This is a genomic window from Pseudomonas sp. 2, from assembly GCF_056627435.1.
In genome coordinates this window covers 36,065-55,721 of the sequence record NZ_JBWXNG010000009.1, presented here as the reverse complement: position 1 = coordinate 55,721, position 19,657 = coordinate 36,065, and the positions used below count along the sequence as shown (strand labels likewise).

At 61.8% G+C, this 19,657-nt stretch carries 21 protein-coding genes; 8 read left to right on the top strand and 13 right to left on the bottom strand.

Annotated elements, in window-relative coordinates; all coding sequences use genetic code 11:
* Positions 1-28 precede the first annotated feature (28 nt).
* Positions 29-883, top strand: coding sequence for an SDR family oxidoreductase (locus tag AC1MEK_RS16360; protein WP_480397329.1), 855 nt, complete (start codon positions 29-31; stop codon positions 881-883).
* Between the two features lie 136 nt (positions 884-1,019).
* Here AC1MEK_RS16360 and AC1MEK_RS16355 read toward each other — a convergent pair whose 3' ends face one another.
* From AC1MEK_RS16355 to AC1MEK_RS16330, 6 genes are all read right to left on the bottom strand, one after another.
* Entirely contained in the window at positions 1,020-1,757 is a 738-nt protein-coding gene (locus AC1MEK_RS16355) for a hypothetical protein (RefSeq protein WP_480397328.1), read from the bottom strand.
* 58 nt (positions 1,758-1,815) lie between these two features.
* On the bottom strand, positions 1,816-2,196 hold the full coding sequence (locus AC1MEK_RS16350) for a RidA family protein (RefSeq protein WP_480397327.1): 381 nt from the start codon (positions 2,194-2,196) through the stop codon (positions 1,816-1,818).
* A gap of 23 nt (positions 2,197-2,219) precedes the next feature.
* Positions 2,220-4,328, bottom strand: coding sequence for a bifunctional GTP diphosphokinase/guanosine-3',5'-bis pyrophosphate 3'-pyrophosphohydrolase (spoT, locus tag AC1MEK_RS16345; protein WP_480397326.1), 2,109 nt, complete (start codon positions 4,326-4,328; stop codon positions 2,220-2,222).
* Positions 4,329-4,388: 60 nt separating this feature from the next.
* The gene (gene rpoZ / locus AC1MEK_RS16340) at positions 4,389-4,652 is read right to left on the bottom strand and encodes a DNA-directed RNA polymerase subunit omega (RefSeq protein ID WP_108236206.1); all 264 of its coding nucleotides are present in this window, start codon (positions 4,650-4,652) and stop codon (positions 4,389-4,391) included.
* A 271-nt stretch (positions 4,653-4,923) separates the two neighbouring features.
* Positions 4,924-5,544, bottom strand: coding sequence for a guanylate kinase (gmk, locus tag AC1MEK_RS16335; RefSeq protein ID WP_480397493.1), 621 nt, complete (start codon positions 5,542-5,544; stop codon positions 4,924-4,926).
* Positions 5,545-5,557: 13 nt separating this feature from the next.
* The gene (locus tag AC1MEK_RS16330; protein WP_480397325.1) at positions 5,558-6,421 is read right to left on the bottom strand and encodes a YicC/YloC family endoribonuclease; all 864 of its coding nucleotides are present in this window, start codon (positions 6,419-6,421) and stop codon (positions 5,558-5,560) included.
* A 304-nt stretch (positions 6,422-6,725) separates the two neighbouring features.
* Here AC1MEK_RS16330 and rph point away from each other — a divergent pair, with 304 nt between their 5' ends.
* Together rph and AC1MEK_RS16320 are read left to right on the top strand one after the other, a co-directional pair.
* Positions 6,726-7,448 carry a ribonuclease PH gene (gene rph, locus AC1MEK_RS16325; protein WP_480397324.1) on the top strand — a complete coding sequence of 241 codons (723 nt, stop codon included), beginning with the start codon at positions 6,726-6,728 and terminating at the stop codon, positions 7,446-7,448.
* A gap of 36 nt (positions 7,449-7,484) precedes the next feature.
* Positions 7,485-7,853, top strand: a complete 369-nt coding sequence (locus AC1MEK_RS16320; RefSeq protein ID WP_480397323.1) for a DUF4870 domain-containing protein — start codon at positions 7,485-7,487, stop codon at positions 7,851-7,853.
* A gap of 190 nt (positions 7,854-8,043) precedes the next feature.
* Here AC1MEK_RS16320 and AC1MEK_RS16315 read toward each other — a convergent pair whose 3' ends face one another.
* Positions 8,044-8,823 (bottom strand): exodeoxyribonuclease III, encoded by a 780-nt coding sequence (locus tag AC1MEK_RS16315; protein WP_480397322.1) that lies wholly within the window; start codon positions 8,821-8,823, stop codon positions 8,044-8,046.
* Positions 8,824-8,905: 82 nt separating this feature from the next.
* Between AC1MEK_RS16315 and pyrE the strand changes: the two genes are divergently transcribed.
* Both pyrE and AC1MEK_RS16305 read left to right on the top strand, forming a co-directional pair.
* Positions 8,906-9,547, top strand: a complete 642-nt coding sequence (gene pyrE / locus AC1MEK_RS16310; RefSeq protein ID WP_480397321.1) for an orotate phosphoribosyltransferase — start codon at positions 8,906-8,908, stop codon at positions 9,545-9,547.
* 22 nt (positions 9,548-9,569) lie between these two features.
* Entirely contained in the window at positions 9,570-10,181 is a 612-nt protein-coding gene (locus AC1MEK_RS16305; protein ID WP_480397320.1) for a DUF4124 domain-containing protein, read from the top strand.
* Positions 10,182-10,324: 143 nt separating this feature from the next.
* On the opposite strand, the gene argB is transcribed toward AC1MEK_RS16305, so the two are convergent.
* The 4 genes from argB to coaBC all read right to left on the bottom strand — a co-directional run bounded on the left by argB (position 10,325) and on the right by coaBC (position 15,626).
* A complete protein-coding gene (argB, locus tag AC1MEK_RS16300; protein WP_480397319.1) occupies positions 10,325-11,230 on the bottom strand; it encodes an acetylglutamate kinase in 906 nt (301 codons plus the stop codon).
* Positions 11,231-11,254: 24 nt separating this feature from the next.
* Positions 11,255-13,849 carry a phosphomannomutase/phosphoglucomutase gene (locus tag AC1MEK_RS16295; protein WP_480397318.1) on the bottom strand — a complete coding sequence of 865 codons (2,595 nt, stop codon included), beginning with the start codon at positions 13,847-13,849 and terminating at the stop codon, positions 11,255-11,257.
* Between the two features lie 106 nt (positions 13,850-13,955).
* Positions 13,956-14,411, bottom strand: coding sequence for a dUTP diphosphatase (gene dut / locus AC1MEK_RS16290; RefSeq protein ID WP_480397317.1), 456 nt, complete (start codon positions 14,409-14,411; stop codon positions 13,956-13,958).
* A gap of 6 nt (positions 14,412-14,417) precedes the next feature.
* Positions 14,418-15,626 carry a bifunctional phosphopantothenoylcysteine decarboxylase/phosphopantothenate--cysteine ligase CoaBC gene (gene coaBC / locus AC1MEK_RS16285; RefSeq protein WP_480397316.1) on the bottom strand — a complete coding sequence of 403 codons (1,209 nt, stop codon included), beginning with the start codon at positions 15,624-15,626 and terminating at the stop codon, positions 14,418-14,420.
* A 132-nt stretch (positions 15,627-15,758) separates the two neighbouring features.
* Between coaBC and radC the strand changes: the two genes are divergently transcribed.
* Positions 15,759-16,433, top strand: coding sequence for a RadC family protein (gene radC / locus AC1MEK_RS16280; RefSeq protein WP_480397315.1), 675 nt, complete (start codon positions 15,759-15,761; stop codon positions 16,431-16,433).
* A gap of 220 nt (positions 16,434-16,653) precedes the next feature.
* Here radC and AC1MEK_RS16275 read toward each other — a convergent pair whose 3' ends face one another.
* Positions 16,654-18,243 (bottom strand): ABC transporter substrate-binding protein, encoded by a 1,590-nt coding sequence (locus AC1MEK_RS16275; protein WP_480397314.1) that lies wholly within the window; start codon positions 18,241-18,243, stop codon positions 16,654-16,656.
* A gap of 363 nt (positions 18,244-18,606) precedes the next feature.
* Between AC1MEK_RS16275 and rpmB the strand changes: the two genes are divergently transcribed.
* Both rpmB and rpmG read left to right on the top strand, forming a co-directional pair.
* Positions 18,607-18,843: a 50S ribosomal protein L28 gene (gene rpmB, locus AC1MEK_RS16270; RefSeq protein ID WP_480397313.1), complete on the top strand. Its 237-nt coding sequence runs from the start codon at positions 18,607-18,609 to the stop codon at positions 18,841-18,843.
* 11 nt (positions 18,844-18,854) lie between these two features.
* Positions 18,855-19,010, top strand: coding sequence for a 50S ribosomal protein L33 (gene rpmG / locus AC1MEK_RS16265; protein WP_296266881.1), 156 nt, complete (start codon positions 18,855-18,857; stop codon positions 19,008-19,010).
* 67 nt (positions 19,011-19,077) lie between these two features.
* Here the strand turns inward: rpmG and AC1MEK_RS16260 are convergent, their stop codons facing one another.
* Positions 19,078-19,440, bottom strand: a complete 363-nt coding sequence (locus tag AC1MEK_RS16260; protein ID WP_480397312.1) for a cupin domain-containing protein — start codon at positions 19,438-19,440, stop codon at positions 19,078-19,080.
* Positions 19,441-19,657: the final 217 nt, after the last annotated feature.

Sequence of the window (19,657 nt, the reverse complement as noted above, 5' to 3'; positions counted from 1 at the left end):
GAACCTACTTTTGATGTGGAGAATGGTCATGGCGGCGCCATCGGTTTTGATTGCGGGTTGCGGGGATATCGGCGCTCGCGTGGCGGCTGAACTCTTGCCCCTGGGGTGGACGGTCTACGGTCTGCGCAGGAGCGTCGCCAGGCTGCCCCGCGGCGTGCGCGGGGTCAGTTGCGACCTGTTCGATGCACGCATGCCCGAGCAATGGCCGGAAGGGCGCATCGACTATCTGGTGTACAGCGCAACGCCCACCCAGCGCGACGAGGCCGGCTATCGCGCCGCCTACGTTCAGGGCTTGCGTCATGTGCTGGCCTGGACCGAGCGCAGCGGGCAAAAGCCCCGGCGCATCCTGTTCGTCTCCAGCAGCAGCGTGTATGGCCAGCAGGACGGGGAGTGGATCGACGAGACGTCGCCCGCCGAAGGCAGCGGCTTTTCCGGGCAAGTGATGCGCGAGGCCGAGCAGGTGGCGCTGCAGTCCGGGATACCGGCGAGTATCGTCAGGCTGACCGGCATCTACGGGCCTGGCCGCAGTGACCTGATGAATCGCGTGCGTCAGGGCTACAGCGTCGCCGTCGAGCCTCCTTTATATGGCAACCGGATTCATGCCGACGACGCGGCCGGATTGCTGGCGTTCCTGCTGCAGGCCGATGCGCGCGGCGTGGCGCTGGACGATTGCTATCTGGGCGTCGATGACGCGCCGGTGCCGCTGGCCGAGGTGGTGGACTGGATGCGAGCGCGATTGGGCGTGACCCAGTGGTCGGAGGAAAACAGCGTGCGTCGTGCGGGCAGCAAGCGCTGCAGCAATGCCCGGGCGCGAGCACTGGGCTGGGCGCCGCGTTATGCCAGTTACAAGGAAGGGTATGAGGCGATGTTGGCGCAGCAGTAGAGAGGTGATTCGGCTCCCGTAGCAGCACGGCTTGCCGGCGGGAGCGCCCTCAAGATCGCTCCCGCCGGCAAGCCGTGCTGCTACGGGCCGGTTTCCATTTCGGCGGATATGGCGGATGTTCGCCGCAATGGATGCTTCAGTTCTTCTGCAACACCCAGCGCCGCTCACCCGGACGCAGCTCCGGCATATCGCTGGGCTGTGCCGTGTTCACCGCCTGGAAAATCTCCAGCTGCTTGCCCTGGCGTACGAAAATCCACGGATTGCCACGCTCGTTCTTCTCCAGCCACATGCTGTCGTACTCGCCACTCATCGAGGCGCAGTCGCCGGCCAGACACAGTGCATAGCGATCGTTGCCGGGCATGCCGCTGACGCTGCCGTCCGGCTGGAATTCGACCACGCTGCCCTGGCCGTCACCCTCGGTGATGGTCCATTTGCCGCCCAGATAAGCGCCATACAGGGCGTTTTCGAAACTCGTGCCGGGTTGCGCGCCCGCTGGTGCTGGCTGCTTGGGCTGGCGGAAATGCTGCTCGGGGCCTGAGTCGTTGGCGCTCTTGATCAGTTCGTCACCCTTGAGCTTGAGCTCGTCGGACGCGCTGCCGTAGAAATTCACCTTCCAGGAGCCGTCAGGATCCTGGGTGACCTTGCCCTCGGCCAGCTCGAAGCCGTTGTAGAACGTGGCCTGGCCGGCTGCAACATTGATGTCCCACTCCAGCGTCGGGCCGTAGGCCAGCAGCGACTGGCGCAGGTTGCCGCCTTCAACGGCAGCGTCGATGGCGGCCTGGTTGATCCACACACCGTCGGGCGTCTTGTTGGAATGGCTGGCGCAACCGCTCAACAGCGCGGCCAGCAGCGAGAGGGCAAATGCGATACGCATATGCGGAGTCCTTTCTTTGCTCGGGGGTAGCGGAGCGTGGATGCGCTCCGCGAGGGAATTACTCCAGGACCAGCACGGCGTCCATTTCAACCTGGGCGCCACGTGGCAGCGCGGCAACGCCGATGGCGGCGCGGGCCGGGTAAGGCTGTTCGAAGTATTTGCCCATGACTTCGTTGACCTTGGCGAAGTGGCTCAGGTCAGTCAGGAAGATGTTCAGCTTGACGATGTCCTTGAACGAACCGCCGGCCGCTTCGGCCACGGCCTTCAGGTTTTCGAACACCTGAACGGTCTGGGCTTCGAAGCCTTCGACCAGTTCCATGGTTTTCGGGTCCAACGGGATCTGGCCGGACATGTAGACAGTGTTGCCAGCCTTGATCGCCTGCGAGTAAGTGCCGATGGCGGCAGGGGCTTTGTCGCTGGAGATGACGGTCTTGCTCATGAAAAACTCCTGTTGGCGGTTGGCTACGCGCGCATGCGGGTGATGCGGATCACCCCGGTCAGCGCGCGCAGTTTCTTGATCACGCGGGCCAGGTGCACGCGGTCGTGCACGCTGACCACCAGTTGAACCACGCTGATGCGGCCATCGCGCTCGTCCATGCTGATTTTTTCGATGTTGCCGTCCGCTGCGTTGACGCTACTGGCCAGCAGGGCAATGAGCCCGCGCTGGTGTTCCAGCTCGACCCGCAGCTCGACATTGAATTCGCCAGTGACGTCCTTGGCCCAGGACAGCTGGATGCATTTTTCCGGGTTGTGGCGGATTTCACTGATGTTGCGGCAGTTGTCCAGGTGCACAACCATGCCCTTGCCCGCCGACAGATGCCCGACGATCGGGTCGCCCGGAATCGGCGTGCAGCACTTGGCGTAGCTGAGTACCAGGCCTTCGGTGCCGCGAATCGCCAGCGGCCCTTCGGCGCTCGGCAGTTCCTCGCCTTCGCTGGCCAGCAGGCGGCGCGCCACGACGTAGGCCATGCGATTGCCCAGGCCGACATCTTCGAGCAGGTCTTCGATAACCTCGACCCGGTACTCGGCGAGGATCGCCTGCAGGCGCTCGCGGGGGATCTTGTCCAGGCTGCTGTCGAAACCGTTGAGCACCTTGTTCAGCAGGCGTTCGCCCAGGCTGATGGACTCGGAACGGCGCTGCAGCTTGAGGGCGTGGCGAATATGGGTGCGCGCCTTGCCGGTGACCACGAAATTGAGCCAGGCCGGGTTCGGGCGTGCGCCGGGGGCGCTGACGATCTCGACGGTCGAGCCGCTTTGCAGCGGTTCGGACAGCGGTGCCAGGCGGCGATTGATGCGGCAGGCGATGCAGCTGTTGCCGACGTCGGTGTGCACCGCGTAGGCGAAGTCCACCGCCGTGGAGCCCTTGGGTAGCTCCATGATCCGGCCTTTGGGCGTGAAGACGTAGACCTCGTCCGGGAACAGGTCGATCTTCACGCTCTCGATGAATTCCAGCGAGTTGCCAGCGCGTTGCTGCATTTCCAGCACGCCCTTGACCCACTGCCGGGCGCGCGCGTGGGTGCCCTTGGGCTGCTCGTCACCGGAAGACTTGTACAGCCAGTGCGCGGCGATGCCGTTGTTGGCCATCTCTTCCATTTCGCGGGTGCGGATCTGGATCTCGATGGGCACCCCGTGCATGCCGAACAGCGTGGTGTGCAACGACTGGTAGCCGTTGGCCTTGGGGATCGCGATGTAATCCTTGAAGCGGCCGGGCAAAGGCTTGTACAGATTATGCACAGCGCCCAGCACGCGATAGCAGGTGTCGACCTTGTCGACGATGATCCGGAACGCGTAGACGTCCATGATCTCGTTGAAGGCCCGGCGCTTGCCGCGCATCTTCTTGTAGATGCCGTACAGGTGTTTCTGGCGGCCGCTGACGTCGCCTTCGATGCCGTCCACCTTCAGGCAGTGGCTCAGCGACTCTTCGATCTTGTTGACCAGTTCCTTGCGGTTGCCACGGGCGCGTTTGACCGCCTGGCCGATGCGCGTGGAGCGCATGGGGTACATGGCTTTGAAACCCAGGTCTTCGAATTCGATACGCACGCTGTGCATGCCCAGCCGATTGGCGATGGGGGCGTAGATCTCGAGGGTTTCCTTGGCGATGCGGCGGCGCTTCTCGCCGGACAGCACTTCCAGCGTGCGCATGTTGTGCAGGCGGTCGGCCAGCTTGACCAGGATCACGCGGATGTCGCGCGCCATGGCCATGGCCATCTTCTGGAAGTTTTCAGCCTGGGCCTCGGCCTTGGTCTCGAAGTTCATCTGGGTCAGTTTGCTGACCCCGTCGACCAGTTCGGCTACGGTTTCGCCGAACTGCGCACAGAGCGCTTCCTTGGCGATACCGGTGTCTTCGATCACGTCATGCAGCATCGCGGCCATCAGGCTCTGATGGTCCATGTGCATGTCGGCAAGGATATTGGCCACCGCCAGCGGGTGCGTGACGTAGGCTTCGCCGCTGCGACGGCGCTGGCCGTCGTGGGCTTGTTCGGCGTAGAAGTACGCTCGGCGAACCAGGTTGACCTGGTCGGCGCCGAGGTAGGTCGAGAGGCGATCGGCGAGGGCGTCTATGCTCGGCAAGATAGGACTCCTTGCCGAAGGCTGTGACCCTGCGCCTTGCTGCATCGACCGGGCATAGGCTTAGACGGCCTCGTTGGACTCGTCCTCGAACGCTGCGAACAGTGGTTCATCTTCGACGATTTCGGCTTCTGCAATGACGGAGTAGTCCATCAGGCCCGCTGCGATTTCACGCAGGGCAACAACGGTAGGCTTGTCGTTTTCCCAGGCCAGCTTCGGCTCTTTGCCGCCGGTAGCCAGTTGACGCGAACGCTTGGTGGCGAGCATGACCAGCTCAAAGCGGTTATCTACATGTTCCAAGCAGTCTTCAACGGTCACGCGGGCCATGGGTATTCCTCGTAGCAAATGCGGTATGCGCGGTGCCCGGATGGGCGAGCGGACTCGGTAGTTTACAAGTGGTCAGCCAAAAGCATCAAGCGGCATGCCACGAGCGGTCGGTTTTCGCAGGCCTGCAGGCGTTGCGGCCTCTGCGAATTTGCAGGTCTGCTCAATTTTTTGTGGGAGTGAGCTTGCTCACGAAGGGGCCGGTACATCCATAGCAGATGTAGAGCCCGCACGTCAGCTTTCGTGAGCAAGCTCACTCCCACAGGTCAGGCAATCATGCCAACAGTTGCGCTAATAATTGAGCGTGGCGCTGCTGCTGATGCTCCTGGCTCAGCAGATTGGCGCGGAAGATCGCCTTGAGGTCTTCCAGCGCGGTGGCGAAATCGTCGTTGATCACGATGTAGTCGTACTCGACATAGTGGCTCATCTCGCTGACGGCTTCGCGCATGCGCCCTTCGATGATCTCGTCGCTGTCCTGGCCGCGGTTGGTCAGGCGCTGGCGCAGGGCCTGCTGTGTCGGCGGCAGGATGAAGATCGAGCGGGCGTGGGGCATCAGTTTGCGCACCTGCTCGGCGCCCTGCCAGTCGATTTCCAGAATCAGGTCGTGGCCTTCGTCCAGGGTCTGCTGCAGGCGGCTCTGTGAAGTGCCGTACAGATTGCCGAAGACTTCGGCCTGCTCGAGGAAGTCGCCGTGCTCGATCATTTTCACGAACTCGGCGCGGTCGACGAAGTGGTAGTTCACGCCATCCACTTCGCCCGGGCGCATGGCGCGGGTGGTGTGGGAAACGGAGACGCGGATCTGCGGTTGGGCATCGATCAGGGCTTTGACCAGACTGGTCTTGCCGGCGCCCGAAGGCGCGGAAACGATATAAAGAGTGCCGGTGCTGTGGGTCATGTCGGAGGTGGCCTTACTCAATGTTCTGCACTTGTTCGCGCATCTGCTCGATCAACACCTTGAGGTTGACCGCAGCCTGTGTGCTGCGAGGGTCGAAGGCTTTGGAGCCCAGTGTATTGGCTTCGCGGTTGAGCTCCTGCATCAGGAAGTCCAGCCGGCGACCGGCCTGGCCGCCGGTCTTGAGGACGCGGCGCACTTCGGTGACGTGGGTGCTCAGGCGGTCGAGTTCTTCGGCGACGTCGCTCTTTTGCGCCAACAGGACCATTTCCTGCTCCAGGCGCTGCGGATCGAGTTCGGCCTTCATGTCAGCGAAGCGGTCGAGCACCTTCTGGCGCTGAGCGGCGAGCATCTGCGGAACCAGGGTGCGCAGGGTAGCGACCTCGATCTTGATCGACGTCAGCCGTTCGTCGAGAAGTTTCGCCAGGTCCGCGCCCTCACGTGCGCGACCGGCCTTGAGTTCGTCCAGGGCTTCGTTGAACAGCGCCAGGGCGTCATTGTTCAGGGCCTGCGGGTCGCTGGCATCGCCCACCAGCACGCCGGGCCAGGCCAGTACTTCCAGCGGGTTGAGCGCGGCGGGCTGCTTGATCAGGCCTGCGACGATCTCGGCAGCTGCAACCAGTTGGCTGGCGCGTTCGCGATCGACCTGCAGCGGCTTGCCGGCGGTCTCTTCGGTGAAGCGCAGGGTGCATTCGATCTTGCCGCGGGACAGGCCCTGACGCAGCGCTTCACGCACTGCGCCTTCCAGGTCACGGAAGGATTCGGGCAGGCGCAGGTGCGGTTCGAGATAACGGTGATTGACCGAGCGCAGTTCCCAGCTCAGCGTGCCCTGGGTGCCGGCTCGTTCGGCGCGGGCGAAGGCCGTCATGCTGTGCACCATGGGGAGTACCTCTATAAAGTCAGGCGTTGGCGGTAGCCTGTTCGGGGCGATGGATTGCCCGGATGATGTCGTCGGTACGCGACAGGCTATAAAGGCGCACGATTGTAGCGCAGAGCGGGCCGTGCGCCCAAATGTGAAGATGTCGCAATTGCTTTGCGATCCTTCCTGTTTTGCAGTCGGAGCGTTCCGTGGCGCCTGGATGGTCTGGCGCCGGCAATCACCGAGGGTTCATTAGATGCCCCAAGCGCGTGCTTGCGCCTCTATAATGCGCCTTAAGTTTTCCGTCTCAGTACAGGTATCCCAGATGAAACGTCCAAGTGGTCGCGCTGCCGATCAGCTCCGCTCGATCCGCATCACCCGCAACTACACCAAACACGCCGAGGGGTCTGTGCTGGTCGAGTTCGGCGACACCAAGGTGATCTGCACCGTCAGCGTCGAAAACGGCGTTCCGCGCTTCCTCAAGGGGCAGGGCCAGGGCTGGCTGACCGCCGAATACGGCATGCTGCCGCGCTCTACTGGCGAGCGTAACCAGCGTGAAGCAAGCAAGGGCAAGCAGGGCGGCCGTACCCTGGAAATCCAGCGCCTGATCGGCCGTTCGCTGCGTGCGGCGCTGGACATGTCCAAGCTGGGCGACATCACCCTGTACGTCGACTGCGACGTGATCCAGGCCGATGGTGGTACGCGCACCGCGTCCATCACCGGCTCCATGGTCGCGCTGATCGATGCGCTCAAGGCCATCAAGAAGCGCGGCGGCCTGAAGGGTGGTGACCCGCTCAAGCAGATGATCGCAGCCGTTTCGGTGGGCATGTATCAGGGCGAGCCGGTACTGGACCTGGACTACCTGGAAGACTCCGCGGCCGAGACCGATCTGAACGTGGTCATGACCAGCGCAGGCGGCTTCATCGAAGTGCAGGGCACCGCCGAGGGCGCGCCGTTCCAGCCGCAGGATCTGAACGCGATGCTGGCGCTGGCGCAGAAGGGCATGAACGAAATCTTCGAATTGCAGAAGGCCGCACTGGCCGACTGACCGCGGGATTCACCACCATCTGAAAAGGAATGTTCGATGATCGACAGTCAACCGTCGTTGCCAGCGCCGAGCAAGGAAGTCCGCCAGTGGGCCATGTTGTGCCACTTCGCGGCGTTCTTCGGCCTGATCTTCCCGTTCGGAAACCTGCTGGGGCCGTTGATTGTCTGGCAGTTGAAGAAAGAGGCCGATCCTTTCATCGACGCCCAGGGCAAGGAAGCCCTCAATTTCCAGATCACCGTGGCGATCGCGGCGATGATCTGTTTTCTACTGATGGTCATCGTCATCGGTTTCCCGCTGCTGATGCTGGTGGGCGTTGGTGCGCTGGTGCTGACCATCATCGCCGGGATCAAGGCCAATGACGGGGTTGCGTATCGCTATCCGTTTACCTGGCGGTTGATCAAGTAGCTGGACGTGTCGCATGTCTGCTTTTTGTGGGAGCCGGCTTGCTGGCGATTGCGGTGTGTCAGACGCAGCAATTTTGAATGATGCACAGCATTCGCCAGCAAGCCGGCTCCCACAGGGTTAGGACGCGGCGCCAGATTGCAGACAAACAAAAGCCGACTTCACGTCGGCTTTTCTTTTGGGCAACGGGACGTCAGATGGTCAACGTCCAGTCGTAGTCCACGATCAGCGGCGCGTGTTGCGAGAACCGCGGCTGGCGTGGCAGGCGTGCGCTGCGTACGAAACGGCGCAGGCCCGGGGTCAGCAGCTGATAATCGAAGCGCCAGCCCAGATTGAGCATCTCGGCCTGTTCGTTATCCGGCCACCAGCTGTACTGGTCGCCTTCGCGGCTGACTTCGCGCAGGGCATCGACATAGCCCATGTTGCCGACAATCTCGTCCATCCAGGCACGCTCTGGCGCCAGGAAGCCCGGGGATTGCTGGCTGTCGCGCCAGTTCTTGATGTCCAGCTTCTGCTGCGCAACATACAGCGAGCCACAATAGATGTACTCGCGACGTTTGCGCCGCTGCTTGTCCAAGTACTTGCCGAAGTCGTCCATGAGCTTGAACTTCTGGTTCAAGTCTTCATCGCCGTTCATCCCGGAGGGAAGCAGCAAAGTTGCAATACTGACTTTGTCGAAATCGGCCTGCAGGTAGCGCCCGTAACGGTCGGCTGTTTCAAAGCCCAGACCGTTGATGACCGCTTTCGGCTGCAACCGCGAGTAAAGTGCCACGCCACCCTGAGCGGGGACTTCGGCATCGCAGGCATAAAGGAAGTAACCGTCCAGTTGGTAGGCCGGGTCATCCATTTCGAAAGCGGAGGCGCGGGTATCCTGAAGGCAGATCACGTCGGCATTCTGGGCTTGCAGCCAACTGAGCAAACCACGCTCGACTGCAGCCTGAATACCATTAACGTTCACACTGATGATCCGCATAAATGGCCCCAAAAATCACGTGCGTGTATGATACCCGAGCTCTACCTAATTAGCTAAATCCGTGGTATTCGGGGCTTTTTTCATGCATGCGTATCAGCGCGATTTCATTCGTTTTGCCATCGAACGCGGGGTTTTGCGCTTCGGTGAGTTCACTCTGAAGTCCGGACGGACCAGTCCTTACTTCTTCAATGCCGGTCTTTTCAACAGCGGTTCGGCACTTGCGCAACTGGGCAAGTTCTATGCGGCGGCGATCGTTGAAAGCGGTATTTCCTTCGACGTTCTGTTCGGGCCCGCCTACAAGGGCATCCCGCTGGCGGCCACGACGGCCGTGGCTTTGGCCGATCGTCACGACATCGACACGCCTTGGTGCTTCAACCGCAAGGAAGCCAAGGATCACGGCGAAGGCGGCAGCCTGGTGGGCGCCGCGCTGGCGGGCAACGTGCTGATCATCGACGACGTGATCACCGCGGGCACCGCGATTCGCGAAGTGATGCAGATCATCAAGGCCCAGGGCGCGACGGCCGCAGGCGTATTGATTGCACTGAACCGTCAGGAACGTGGCAATGGCGAGCTTTCCGCGATTCAGGAAGTCGAGCGCGACTTCGGTATTCCGGTAGTGAGCATCGTTTCGTTGAATCAGGTACTCGAGTTCCTGGCCGACGATTCGCAGCTCAAGCAGCATCTGCCAGCCGTTGAGGCGTATCGGGCTCAGTACGGAATCTGAGCCGTCAGAGGATCGGGATTTTATGCTCAAGCCGGGCGCAGTAGGTCTTTGGTTGTTGCTGAGTGTCGCTGGCATCGCAGGCGTTCACGCCGATGACAGTCCGGGCATCGTGTTCTATCGCTACGTCGACAGCCGTGGCGTGACGGTCATGGATCGTCAGGTGCCCGCGGAGTATTCCGGCAAGGGATACGAAGTGCTGAACCAGCGCGGGCGCGTCATCCAGGTGGTGCCGCCTGCGCCGACGGCTGACGAAATGCGCGAGGCCCAGGCCGCAGCGCAGGCGGCCAAGGCGCAATCCGATGCCGACGCCCAGTTGCTGCACCTGTACAGCAGCGTGGCGGACGTCGACCGCGCTCGCACGCGCAAGCTCGCGGAGCTGGATGCGTTGATTTCCGTGGCGCAGAGCAATATCCAGGGCCTGACGACCCAGCAAGGCGCGTTGCAAGGACAGGCGGCGGATCAGGAGCGGGCAGGGCGGCAGGTGTCGCAAGGCCTGATCGACCAGATGAACGACGTGCGCGATCAGCAGCAGAATCTGAAGGTCGACATTCAGCGTTATCAGAATGCCCGGCAGCAGGCTGAAGCCGAATTTGCGCAGGATCGCGCGAGGGTGCAGCAGCTATTGCCGCAGTAGAGCTATTTTGATGCTGCGCCGGGCATGCTCAAACCTGTAGGGGCGAATTCATTCGCGATTGGTCAGCAAGGACGATACATCTGTATCGCCTGGACGATTTTCGCGAATGAATTCGCTCCTACAGAGGTCTGGTTACAGACCGATCAGGAACGCTTGCGGTTGCTGATCAGGGTGCCCACGCCGGTATCGGTGAAGATTTCCAGCAGCACGGCATTCGGTACGCGGCCATCGACGATGTGCGAGGTGGTCACGCCGCCTTGCACCGCTTCCAGCGCGCAGCGGATCTTGGGCAGCATACCGCCGTAGATGGTGCCGTCGGCGATCAGGCCGTTGACCTGTTCAGTGGTCAGGCCGGTCAGCACCTTGCCTTCCTTGTCCATCAGGCCGGCGATGTTGGTCAGCAGCATCAGCTTCTCGGCTTTCAGCGCTTCGGCCACCTTGCCAGCGACGAGGTCGGCGTTGATGTTGTAGGACTCGCCATCGGCGCCCACGCCAATTGGCGCGATCACCGGAATGAAATTGCCGTTGACCAGCATGTTCAGCAGTTCGGTGTTGATGCCGACGACTTCGCCCACGTGGCCGATGTCGATGATTTCCGGCTTGGTCATCTCCGGGGTCTGACGGGTCACGTTCATCTTCTTGGCGCGGATCAGCTGCGCGTCTTTACCGGTCAGGCCGATGGCGTTGCCGCCGTGACGGTTTATCAGGTTGACGATGTCCTTGTTGACCTGGCCGCCCAGTACCATTTCCACCACGTCCATGGTCTGGGCGTCAGTGACGCGCATGCCGTCGATGAAGTGGCTCTCGATGGACAGGCGCTTGAGCAGGTCGCCGATCTGCGGGCCGCCGCCGTGAACCACGACCGGGTTGATGCCCACGGCCTTCATCAGCACGATGTCGCGCGCAAAGCCGGTTTTCAGCTCTTCGCTCTCCATGGCGTTGCCGCCGTACTTGATCACCAGCGTCTTGCCGACGAAACGGCGGATGTAAGGCAACGCTTCGGAAAGGACCTTGGCGGCGTTGGCTGCGGCATCACGTTCGAGGGTCATTTGGGCTCCACTCAAGAAATTTGATCAAAAAGGAAGTTCTAGGTCCGGTGCTACGTTGTTCAACTGGGTGCGGAACACGTCCTTGATCCGTTGCAGTTCGGCCTCGGTCTCGGCTTCGAAGCGTAATACCAGCACCGGCGTGGTATTGGAAGCCCGAACCAGGCCCCAGCCCTTCGGATAATCGACACGCACGCCGTCGATGGTCGTCAGGTTGGCGTTGCCCCACTGCGCATCACGCTCCAGCGCCTGGATGATGCTGAACTTGCTGGTCTCGGTGACCTTGACGTTGATCTCCGGGGTCGACAGATCGTTCGGGAAGGTCTGGAACAGCTCTTCGGCACTCTGCGTTTCCTGGCTGAGGATTTCCAGCAGCCGGGCCGCGCTGTAGATGCCGTCGTCGAAACCGAACCAGCGCTCCTTGAAGAAGATGTGGCCGCTCATCTCGCCAGCCAGCAGCGCGCCGCTTTCCTTCATCTTCTTCTTGATCAGCGAATGACCGGTTTTCCACATCACGGGCCGCCCGCCGTATTCCTGGATCAGCGGAATCAGGCGGCGCGAGCACTTCACGTCGAAAATGACATCGGCCCCCGGATTGCGCTTGACCACATCCCGGGCGAACAGCATCAACAGGCGATCAGGGTATACGACGCTGCCCGCGTTGGTGACGACACCTACGCGGTCACCATCGCCGTCGAAGGCCAGGCCGACATCGGCGCCGGTTTCCCTGACCTTGGCGATCAAGTCCTGGAGGTTTTCCAGCTTGCCCGGATCGGGGTGATGGTTGGGGAAGTTGCCGTCGACCTCGCAGAACAGCGGGATCACTTCGCAGTTCAGCGCCTCGAGCAGTTGTGGCGCGATCACGCCCGCCGCGCCGTTGCCGCAGTCGACCACCACCTTCATGCGCCGGGCCAGCACCACGTCGTTGAGGATCTGACCCTTGTAGAGGTCGAGAATGTCGACCTTGCTGACGCTGCCCTTGGCCGGTGGCAGGTTGTTGTGCTTGATGCGGTCGTGCAGCGCCTGGATCTGCTCGTTGGCCAGCGTGTCGCCGGCAATGACGATCTTGAAACCGTTATAGTCCTTGGGATTGTGGCTGCCGGTGAGCATCACGCCGGTGCGGCCTGCCAGCACGTTGGCGGCGTAATACAGCGCAGGCGTGGGCACCAGGCCGACATCGCTGACGTGGCAGCCGCTGTCGTACAGGCCCTTGATCAGTTGCGCCACCAGCTCGGGGCCGGACAGGCGGCCGTCGCGGCCCACGCTGACGTTGGGTTCGCCCTGTGCCTGGGTCTGGGCGCCAATGGCGCGGCCGATCCAGTAGGCGGTCTCGCCGCTCAGTGTTTCGCCGACGATGCCGCGAATGTCATAGGCGCGGAAGATGGTGTCCGGAAATTCCGGGGCGATGGAAACGGTGCTGCTCATTGCGTGGGATTGCTCCGACTCCAGAAATTGCGCCTCATCGATGACGTCGAGGTCGAGAATGTCTGTGTCCTGAAACAGTGGATCGGTCAGCTCGCTGTCATCGGTATCGAGCGGCGTGAATACGGCCTTGTTGCCCGGCGAGCCGGACGGCGCAGCGCCGGAACCGTTGCTGGCCACGACGACCGGTGTCGGCGGGTTGCGCAACGAGATGCGCGCCATGCTCTGCGCCAGCTGGTTGAGGGCCGCCAGGCTGAGGCTGAACGCTTTGACGGCCTTGCCGCCGGAGAGTTCGTCGAGCAGTTGTTCAAGTTGTCGGGCGTCGGCGCTGACCCGGCGTTTGAGCGCGCTTTCATTCAGGTACAGGCCCAGCAGCACGCTGCCGATGGCGACCAGCGCCGCCAGAAGCAGCATCAGCGATGGCGGAGACGATATCAGGGCAGGCCCCGGGGTGAATGTCAGCTTCCAGTTGGCAAAGCCTGTGGAAAAGTCGACAGGGTGGCCGCCATCTGCCTGGCCGCGTGTCAGAAAACTCTGCGCGGCGGCGTCGCCGAACTGCTGGCTGAGCACGATCTGGCCCACCTCAGGCGGGGCGTCCGGCAGGGCGTTGGTCAGCCTTTGCAGTTTGAAACCCAGCAGCAGTGTGCCGGTGACGGGGGCGTCGGCGGCAGTGCGCACCGGGGCGACGCTGTAAATCACCCAGCTGTCGCCCACTTTGCGCGCTTCGGGCGCAGGCGTTTCGCCTTTGGCGGCCTTGGCGAGCATGTCCAGCGTGGCGAAGCTGATCGGCAGGGCGCCCTGGTTGTCGACGTTATTGAAGCCGACCGGATTGATGCGTGCACCCACCACGCCATCGCGGTAGCCCAGCTGATTCTGCAGGGCGTCGATCCGGGCCGGGTCGCTGCCTTGCAGGGCCTGGCTCAGCGCCGGGTCCTGTGCCGCCGCCTGGGTGCCCGCGTTGATCTGGCGCAGCGCCTTGCCGATGGCGCCCGCCTGAGCGGTGCCCCAGGCCTGGGCGAGCTGATCCTGCTGCTGAGGCTGACTCATGAGCCCCAGCCAGACCAGCACGCTGGCGGCCACGATGCCGATGAGTGCAGGGAGAAGGCCGGGGCTGGCCAGGCTCAGATTGGCTTCCTTGACCGTTGCATCAGTCGTTTCCTGGCCTTTGGCCGCTTTGGCTGTGCGTTTGATGCCTTTCAAACTCGACTCTCCCTGCTCGGTCTTGCGGATGCGAATTTAGATGTTCTGCACCCTGCCGGGCCCGTTCAGAGCGTCGTCGGCAGGTTTGCCTGGGAACGCCGCACGCTCAATGGCTGCCGGAATGTCCGAAACCGCCTGCGCCGCGCTGGCTTTCGTCAAATTCCTGAACCACTTCGAAGTGCGCCTGAACCACCGGCACCAGTACCAGTTGGGCGATGCGCTCGCCGACGGAAATCGTGAAGGCGGTCTGCCCGCGGTTCCAGCAGGACACCATCAGCTCGCCCTGATAATCGGAGTCGATCAGGCCCACCAGGTTGCCCAGCACGATGCCGTGCTTATGGCCCAGGCCCGAGCGCGGCAGGATCAGTGCCGCCAGGCTCGGGTCGGCGATGTAGATCGACAGGCCTGTCGGGATCAGCAGGGTCTGGCCGGGTTCAAGCAGCGTGTCCTCTTTGAGCATGGCGCGCAGGTCCAGGCCGGCGGAACCGGTGGTGGCGTAGGCCGGAAGCGGGAATTCGCCGCCAATGCGTGGGTCGAGGATCTTGGCTTGTAGAGCGTGCATACGTGATTAAACCTGTTTCATGCGTTCAGCGATAAAAGTCACCAGCTGGCGGGCAATCTTGGCCTTGCTGGTCTGGGCGAAGAGCGTTTCCTGCAACGCTCGGTCGATCACGCTGCAGGCGTTCTCTTCGCTGTTGAAGCCAATGCTGGGGTTGGCGACGTCGTTGGCGATGATCAGATCAAGGTTCTTGTCCTTGAGCTTGCGAGCAGCGTAATCGAGCAAATGCTCGGTCTCGGCGGCGAAGCCGACACTGAAGGGACGATCCTCGCGTTGGGCGATGGTGGCGAGGATGTCCGGGTTGCGGACCATCTGCAGCAGCAGGCCATCGCCCTTGGTAGGGTCTTTCTTCAATTTCTGTGGGGCGACGACTTCCGGGCGGTAGTCTGCGACCGCTGCGGAGGCGATGAACAGGTCGCAGGGCATGGCGGCTTCGCAGGCAGCGAGCATGTCGCGGGCGCTGACCACGTCGATGCGCGACACCCGGTCGGGCGTCTGCAGGTTCACGGGGCCAGTGATCAGGGTGACGCGGGCGCCTGCCTCGACGGCCGCCTCGGCCAGGGCAAAGCCCATCTTCCCGGAGCTGTGATTGGTGATGTAGCGCACCGGATCGATGTTTTCCTGAGTCGGGCCTGCAGTGATCAGCACGTGTTTGCCGGTGAGGGCCAGACGCTGGAAGCAGTCGGCGGACAGTTGCGCCAGATCATTGGGTTCGAGCATGCGCCCGTAACCTACGTCGCCACAGGCCTGGCTGCCGCTGGCAGGGCCGAAGATGCGGAAGTCGCGGCTCTCCAGGGTCTGCAGATTGGCCTGGACCGAAGCATCGCGCCACATGGCCTGATTCATCGCCGGGGCGACGGCGACGATGGCGTCGGTGGCCAGCACCACGGTGGTCAGCAGGTCGTTGGCGATGCCCTGGGCCAGGCGCGCAATCAGGTCGGCGGTGCCAGGGGCGATCAGGACCATGTCTGCCCATTTGGCCAGCTCGATATGGCCCATGGCCGCTTCGGCTGCGGGGTCCAGCAGGTCCAGATGAACCGGATGGCCGGACAGCGCCTGCATGGTCAGCGGGGTGATGAACTCGGCGCCACCGCGGGTCATGACCACCCGCACTTCGGCGCCGTGGTCCTTGAGCCTGCGCACCAGCTCTGCACTTTTATAAGCCGCGATGCCACCGCCGACGCCCAGAACGATTCGTTTGCGATACAGCCGCTGCATAGGCCTGCCTTTTGGTCGAGTTACACGCGGCAATCAAGTCGCCTCCCCAGGCCCGACTGCCACGTAAAAAAGATGGCTAAGATAGCACAGCGACCGCACGGGAACAGCGGCGTCCACTGACAGGGAGGTGCTATGAGTATTCGCGATTGGCCAGCCGCTGAAAGACCCCGGGAGAAGCTGCTCGAACGAGGTGCTGGGAGCCTTTCCGACGCCGAGCTGCTCGCCATTTTCCTGCGCACCGGGGTCTCGGGAAAAAGCGCCGTGGATCTGGCTCGGCACCTGTTGAACCGCTTCGGCAGCCTACGTGCTTTGCTGGACGCCAATCTTGCTGCGTTCAGCGGCGAACTGGGCCTTGGTCCGGCGAAATTTGCCCAACTGCAGGCGGTGATGGAAATGGCCAGACGCCACTTAGGAGAGAACCTCAGGCGCGGTTCGGCGCTGACCAGTCCGGCAAAGGTGCGCAGCTATCTCAAGGCGCTGTTACGCCACGAGCCCCATGAAGTGTTCGGCTGTCTGTTTCTGGACAGCAAGAACCGGGTCCAGGCTTTCGAGGCGCTGTTTCAGGGGTCGATCAACACGGCTCACGTCCACGCCCGGCAGGTGGTCAAGCGGGCGCTGGCGCACAACTCGGCGGGGGTCATCCTCTGCCACAACCATCCATCCGGCGTGTGCGAGGCCAGCCAGGCGGATATCGACCTGACTCACAGTCTCAAGAAAGCGCTGGCGATGGTGGATGTGGCGGTGATCGACCACGTGATCATTGGCGATGGCGATCCGTTGTCGATGGCGGAGCTTGGGTTGATGTAATCGAAGGCTCAGCAGCCCGCTTTGATTCTGGCCGAAGCCTGTAGGAGCTTGGCTTGCCAGCGATCTGGCGCGAAGCGGCAGCAAATCCTGTGCACGCGGTATGTCTGACACGACCAGGTCGCCTGATCTTGCTGCCGCTGCGCGCCAGATCGCCTGCAAGCAGGGCTCCCACGGCCTTCGGCCAGAATCAAAATCGAGTCCGGCAGAAGGCCAGAAGTGATTACTTCACCATCACCTTGGCAAAATCCTGCCGTCCGAACGGGCTGACGTCGTAGCCCACCACATTCTTGCGGGTCAGCGCGTAGGCCGTCGGATGCGCCAATGGCAGCCACAACGCCTGTTTCTGAATCTGTTCCTGCGCCTGATGGTAGAGCTTGCTGCGTTGGTCCTGGTCCGGCACCGCCTTGCCCTGGCTGATCAGCTTGTCCAGGCCTTCGTCGCAATAGCGCGCGAAGTTGGTCCCGGATTTCACTGCCGCGCAGGAGAACTGCGGCGTCAGGAAGTTATCCGGGTCGCCGTTGTCGCCCGCCCAGCCCATGAACAGCAGGTCGTGTTCGCCGGTCTTGGCGCGACGAATCAGCTCGCCCCATTCGATGACCTTGATCTCGGCCTTGATGCCCACGGCTGCCAGATCGTTCTGCAGCAATTGAGCACCGGCATTCGGGTTAGGGTTGAGCAGGCTACCGGAAGGGCGGGTCCAGATGGTGGTTTTGAAACCGTCTTTCAGGCCGGCCTTGGCCAGCAGCTCTTTGGCTTTGGCCACATCATGCTTGTAGCCCGGCAAGTCGCTGGCATAACCCCAGGTGTTGGGCGGGTACGGGCCGTTGGCGGCGCGGGCCGAGCCTTCGAACACGGCCTTGAGGTAGCTGTCCTTGTCGAACGCCAGGTTGATCGCCTGTCGGACTTCTGGCTTGTCCAGCGGAGGGTGCTGGCTGTTGATCGCAACGAACGCGGTCATGAATGCGTCAGTCTTTTCGACTTTCAGGTTCGGATCCTTGCCCGCTTCGCTGACATCCACAGGCTTGGGCGACAGCGCGATCTGGCATTCATTCTGGCGAATGCGCTGCAGGCGCACGTTGGCGTCGGGGGTGATCGCGTAGATCAGTGCATCGACCGCGGGCTTGCCTGCGAAGTAATCCGGGTTGGACTCATAACGCACCACCGCATCCTTCTGGAAACGCTTGAAGATGAACGGCCCGGTCCCGATGGGCTGGCTGTTGAGCTTCTCCGGCGTACCGGCCTTCAACAGTTGCGCGGTGTACTCGGCCGAATAAATAGAGGCGAAACCCATGCTCAGGGTGGCGAGGAAGGTCGCGTCCGGGTGATCCAGGGTGATGCGCACGGTATTGGCGTCCGGCGCCTCGACCTTCTTGATCAGCGACGGCCACTGCATCGACTGCGCGTGCGGGAAGCCCTGAACCGCGACCTTGTTCCACGGATTGGCCGGGTCAAGCATGCGCTGGAAGCTGAACACCACGTCTTGCGCGTTGAAATCGCGCGTCGGGGTGAAATAGTCGGTGTGATGGAACTTGACCCCGGAGCGCAGCTTGAAATCGTACGTCAGGCCGTCCGGCCACACGCTCCAGCTCTCTGCCAAGCTGGGCACCAGTTTGCGGGTCTGGGCGTCGTAGTCGACCAGGCGGTTCATCAGCACGTCGGCCGAAGCATTGGTGGTGGTCAGCGAGTTGTATTGCACCACGTCGAAGCCTTCGGGGCTGGCTTCGGTGCAAACGCTCAGGCTGGTCGCGGCCTGTGCCATCAGCGGGGCGGACAGGGACGCAAGCAACAGGGGTAAAACAGCTAGGCGCATGGCGAGTTTCCTTTCTGAAATGGCCCATCTGCCGGCGCAGTCTGGAGAGGTAGTTACCCTAGACCATGCGTCGGCGCAGAACAATCGAAGCGGCGCGACGAGTGGTATATTTGCCGTCACGCCGGTCAAGGCTGGCCCCTGAGGGGTCAAAGCCCGGAGTTTCTTTCAGGTATTTCGTCGTTTGTGTTGTTGCTCCAGAGGGTTTCTGGTATAAAGCAGCGCTCTTTTCTAGGGGCCCGCTGCCTTCACCGTTGGTGTGGCCGGTAAGACCCCTGAAGAAACGCGGCGCCTGGCGCCAAATGACTGAGAGATTAAGCGGCCAACCCATGCCGGGTTGGGCATGTGGTTTTAGAGGGCTGAGGCATGTCGAGAGTCTGTCAAGTTACCGGTAAGGGTCCGGTAACCGGGAATAACATTTCCCACGCAAACAACAAAACCCGTCGTCGTTTCCTGCCAAACCTGCAGCATCATCGCTTCTGGGTTGAGGAAGAAAAACGTTTCGTACGTCTGCGCGTATCCGCCAAAGGCATGCGCATCATCGACAAGCGTGGCATCTCGGCCGTTCTGGCTGATATCCGTCGCGCTGGCGCCAAGGTTTAAGGGAGAAAATCATGCGTGAATTGATCCGTTTGGTGTCGACCGCTAACACCGGCCACTTCTACACCACCGATAAGAACAAGCGCACTACTCCGGACAAAATCGAGATCAAGAAATACGATCCGGTTGTTCGCAAGCACGTGATCTACAAAGAAGCCAAAATCAAGTAATTGATTTTTGTCTCTTGCGAAAAAGCCCGCAGCGATGCGGGCTTTTTTGTGGGCGATGGTTTTTTCGTCAGGCCTTCTGCTCGAACACCACATAAATCTTGCGGCACGCCTCCAGCACTTCCCAGGTGCCCTTGAATCCGGCCGGAATCACGAAGCGATCGCCCGCGCGCAGAGTTTTCGCCTGGCCCTGCTCGTCGCGCAGCACCGAAACGCCCTGCACGATCTCGCAGTATTCGTGTTCGGTGTAGTTCACCTTCCAATGGCCGACTTCGCCTTCCCACACGCCCGCGTTCATCTGGCCGCAGGGGCTGTTGTAGTGGTTGTAGACGGTTTGCTGCGGGTCGCCTTTGAGGATCTTTTCGGCGGCCGGCTTGAATCGTTCTGCAGCGGTGTTGGCTTCGCTGAAATCGACGACGCTTTCGATGCTCATGTCCCTGGCTCCTGATTGGGCGATTGTGTGATGAGGCGCGTGGGCGATAGTGCCAGACCTTTGCGGCGGACTGTTAGCGCGTCTGTTGAATAAAATGCACGATAAATCGCTGTTTTGCCGATTTTTGTCCAATATATTGGAAATTCCTTCAAGGCTGGTTTAGGGTGACGGATGCCTTTGGCCGATCCGGCAGCGCGTCAGGTGATCGCCTGCAGCA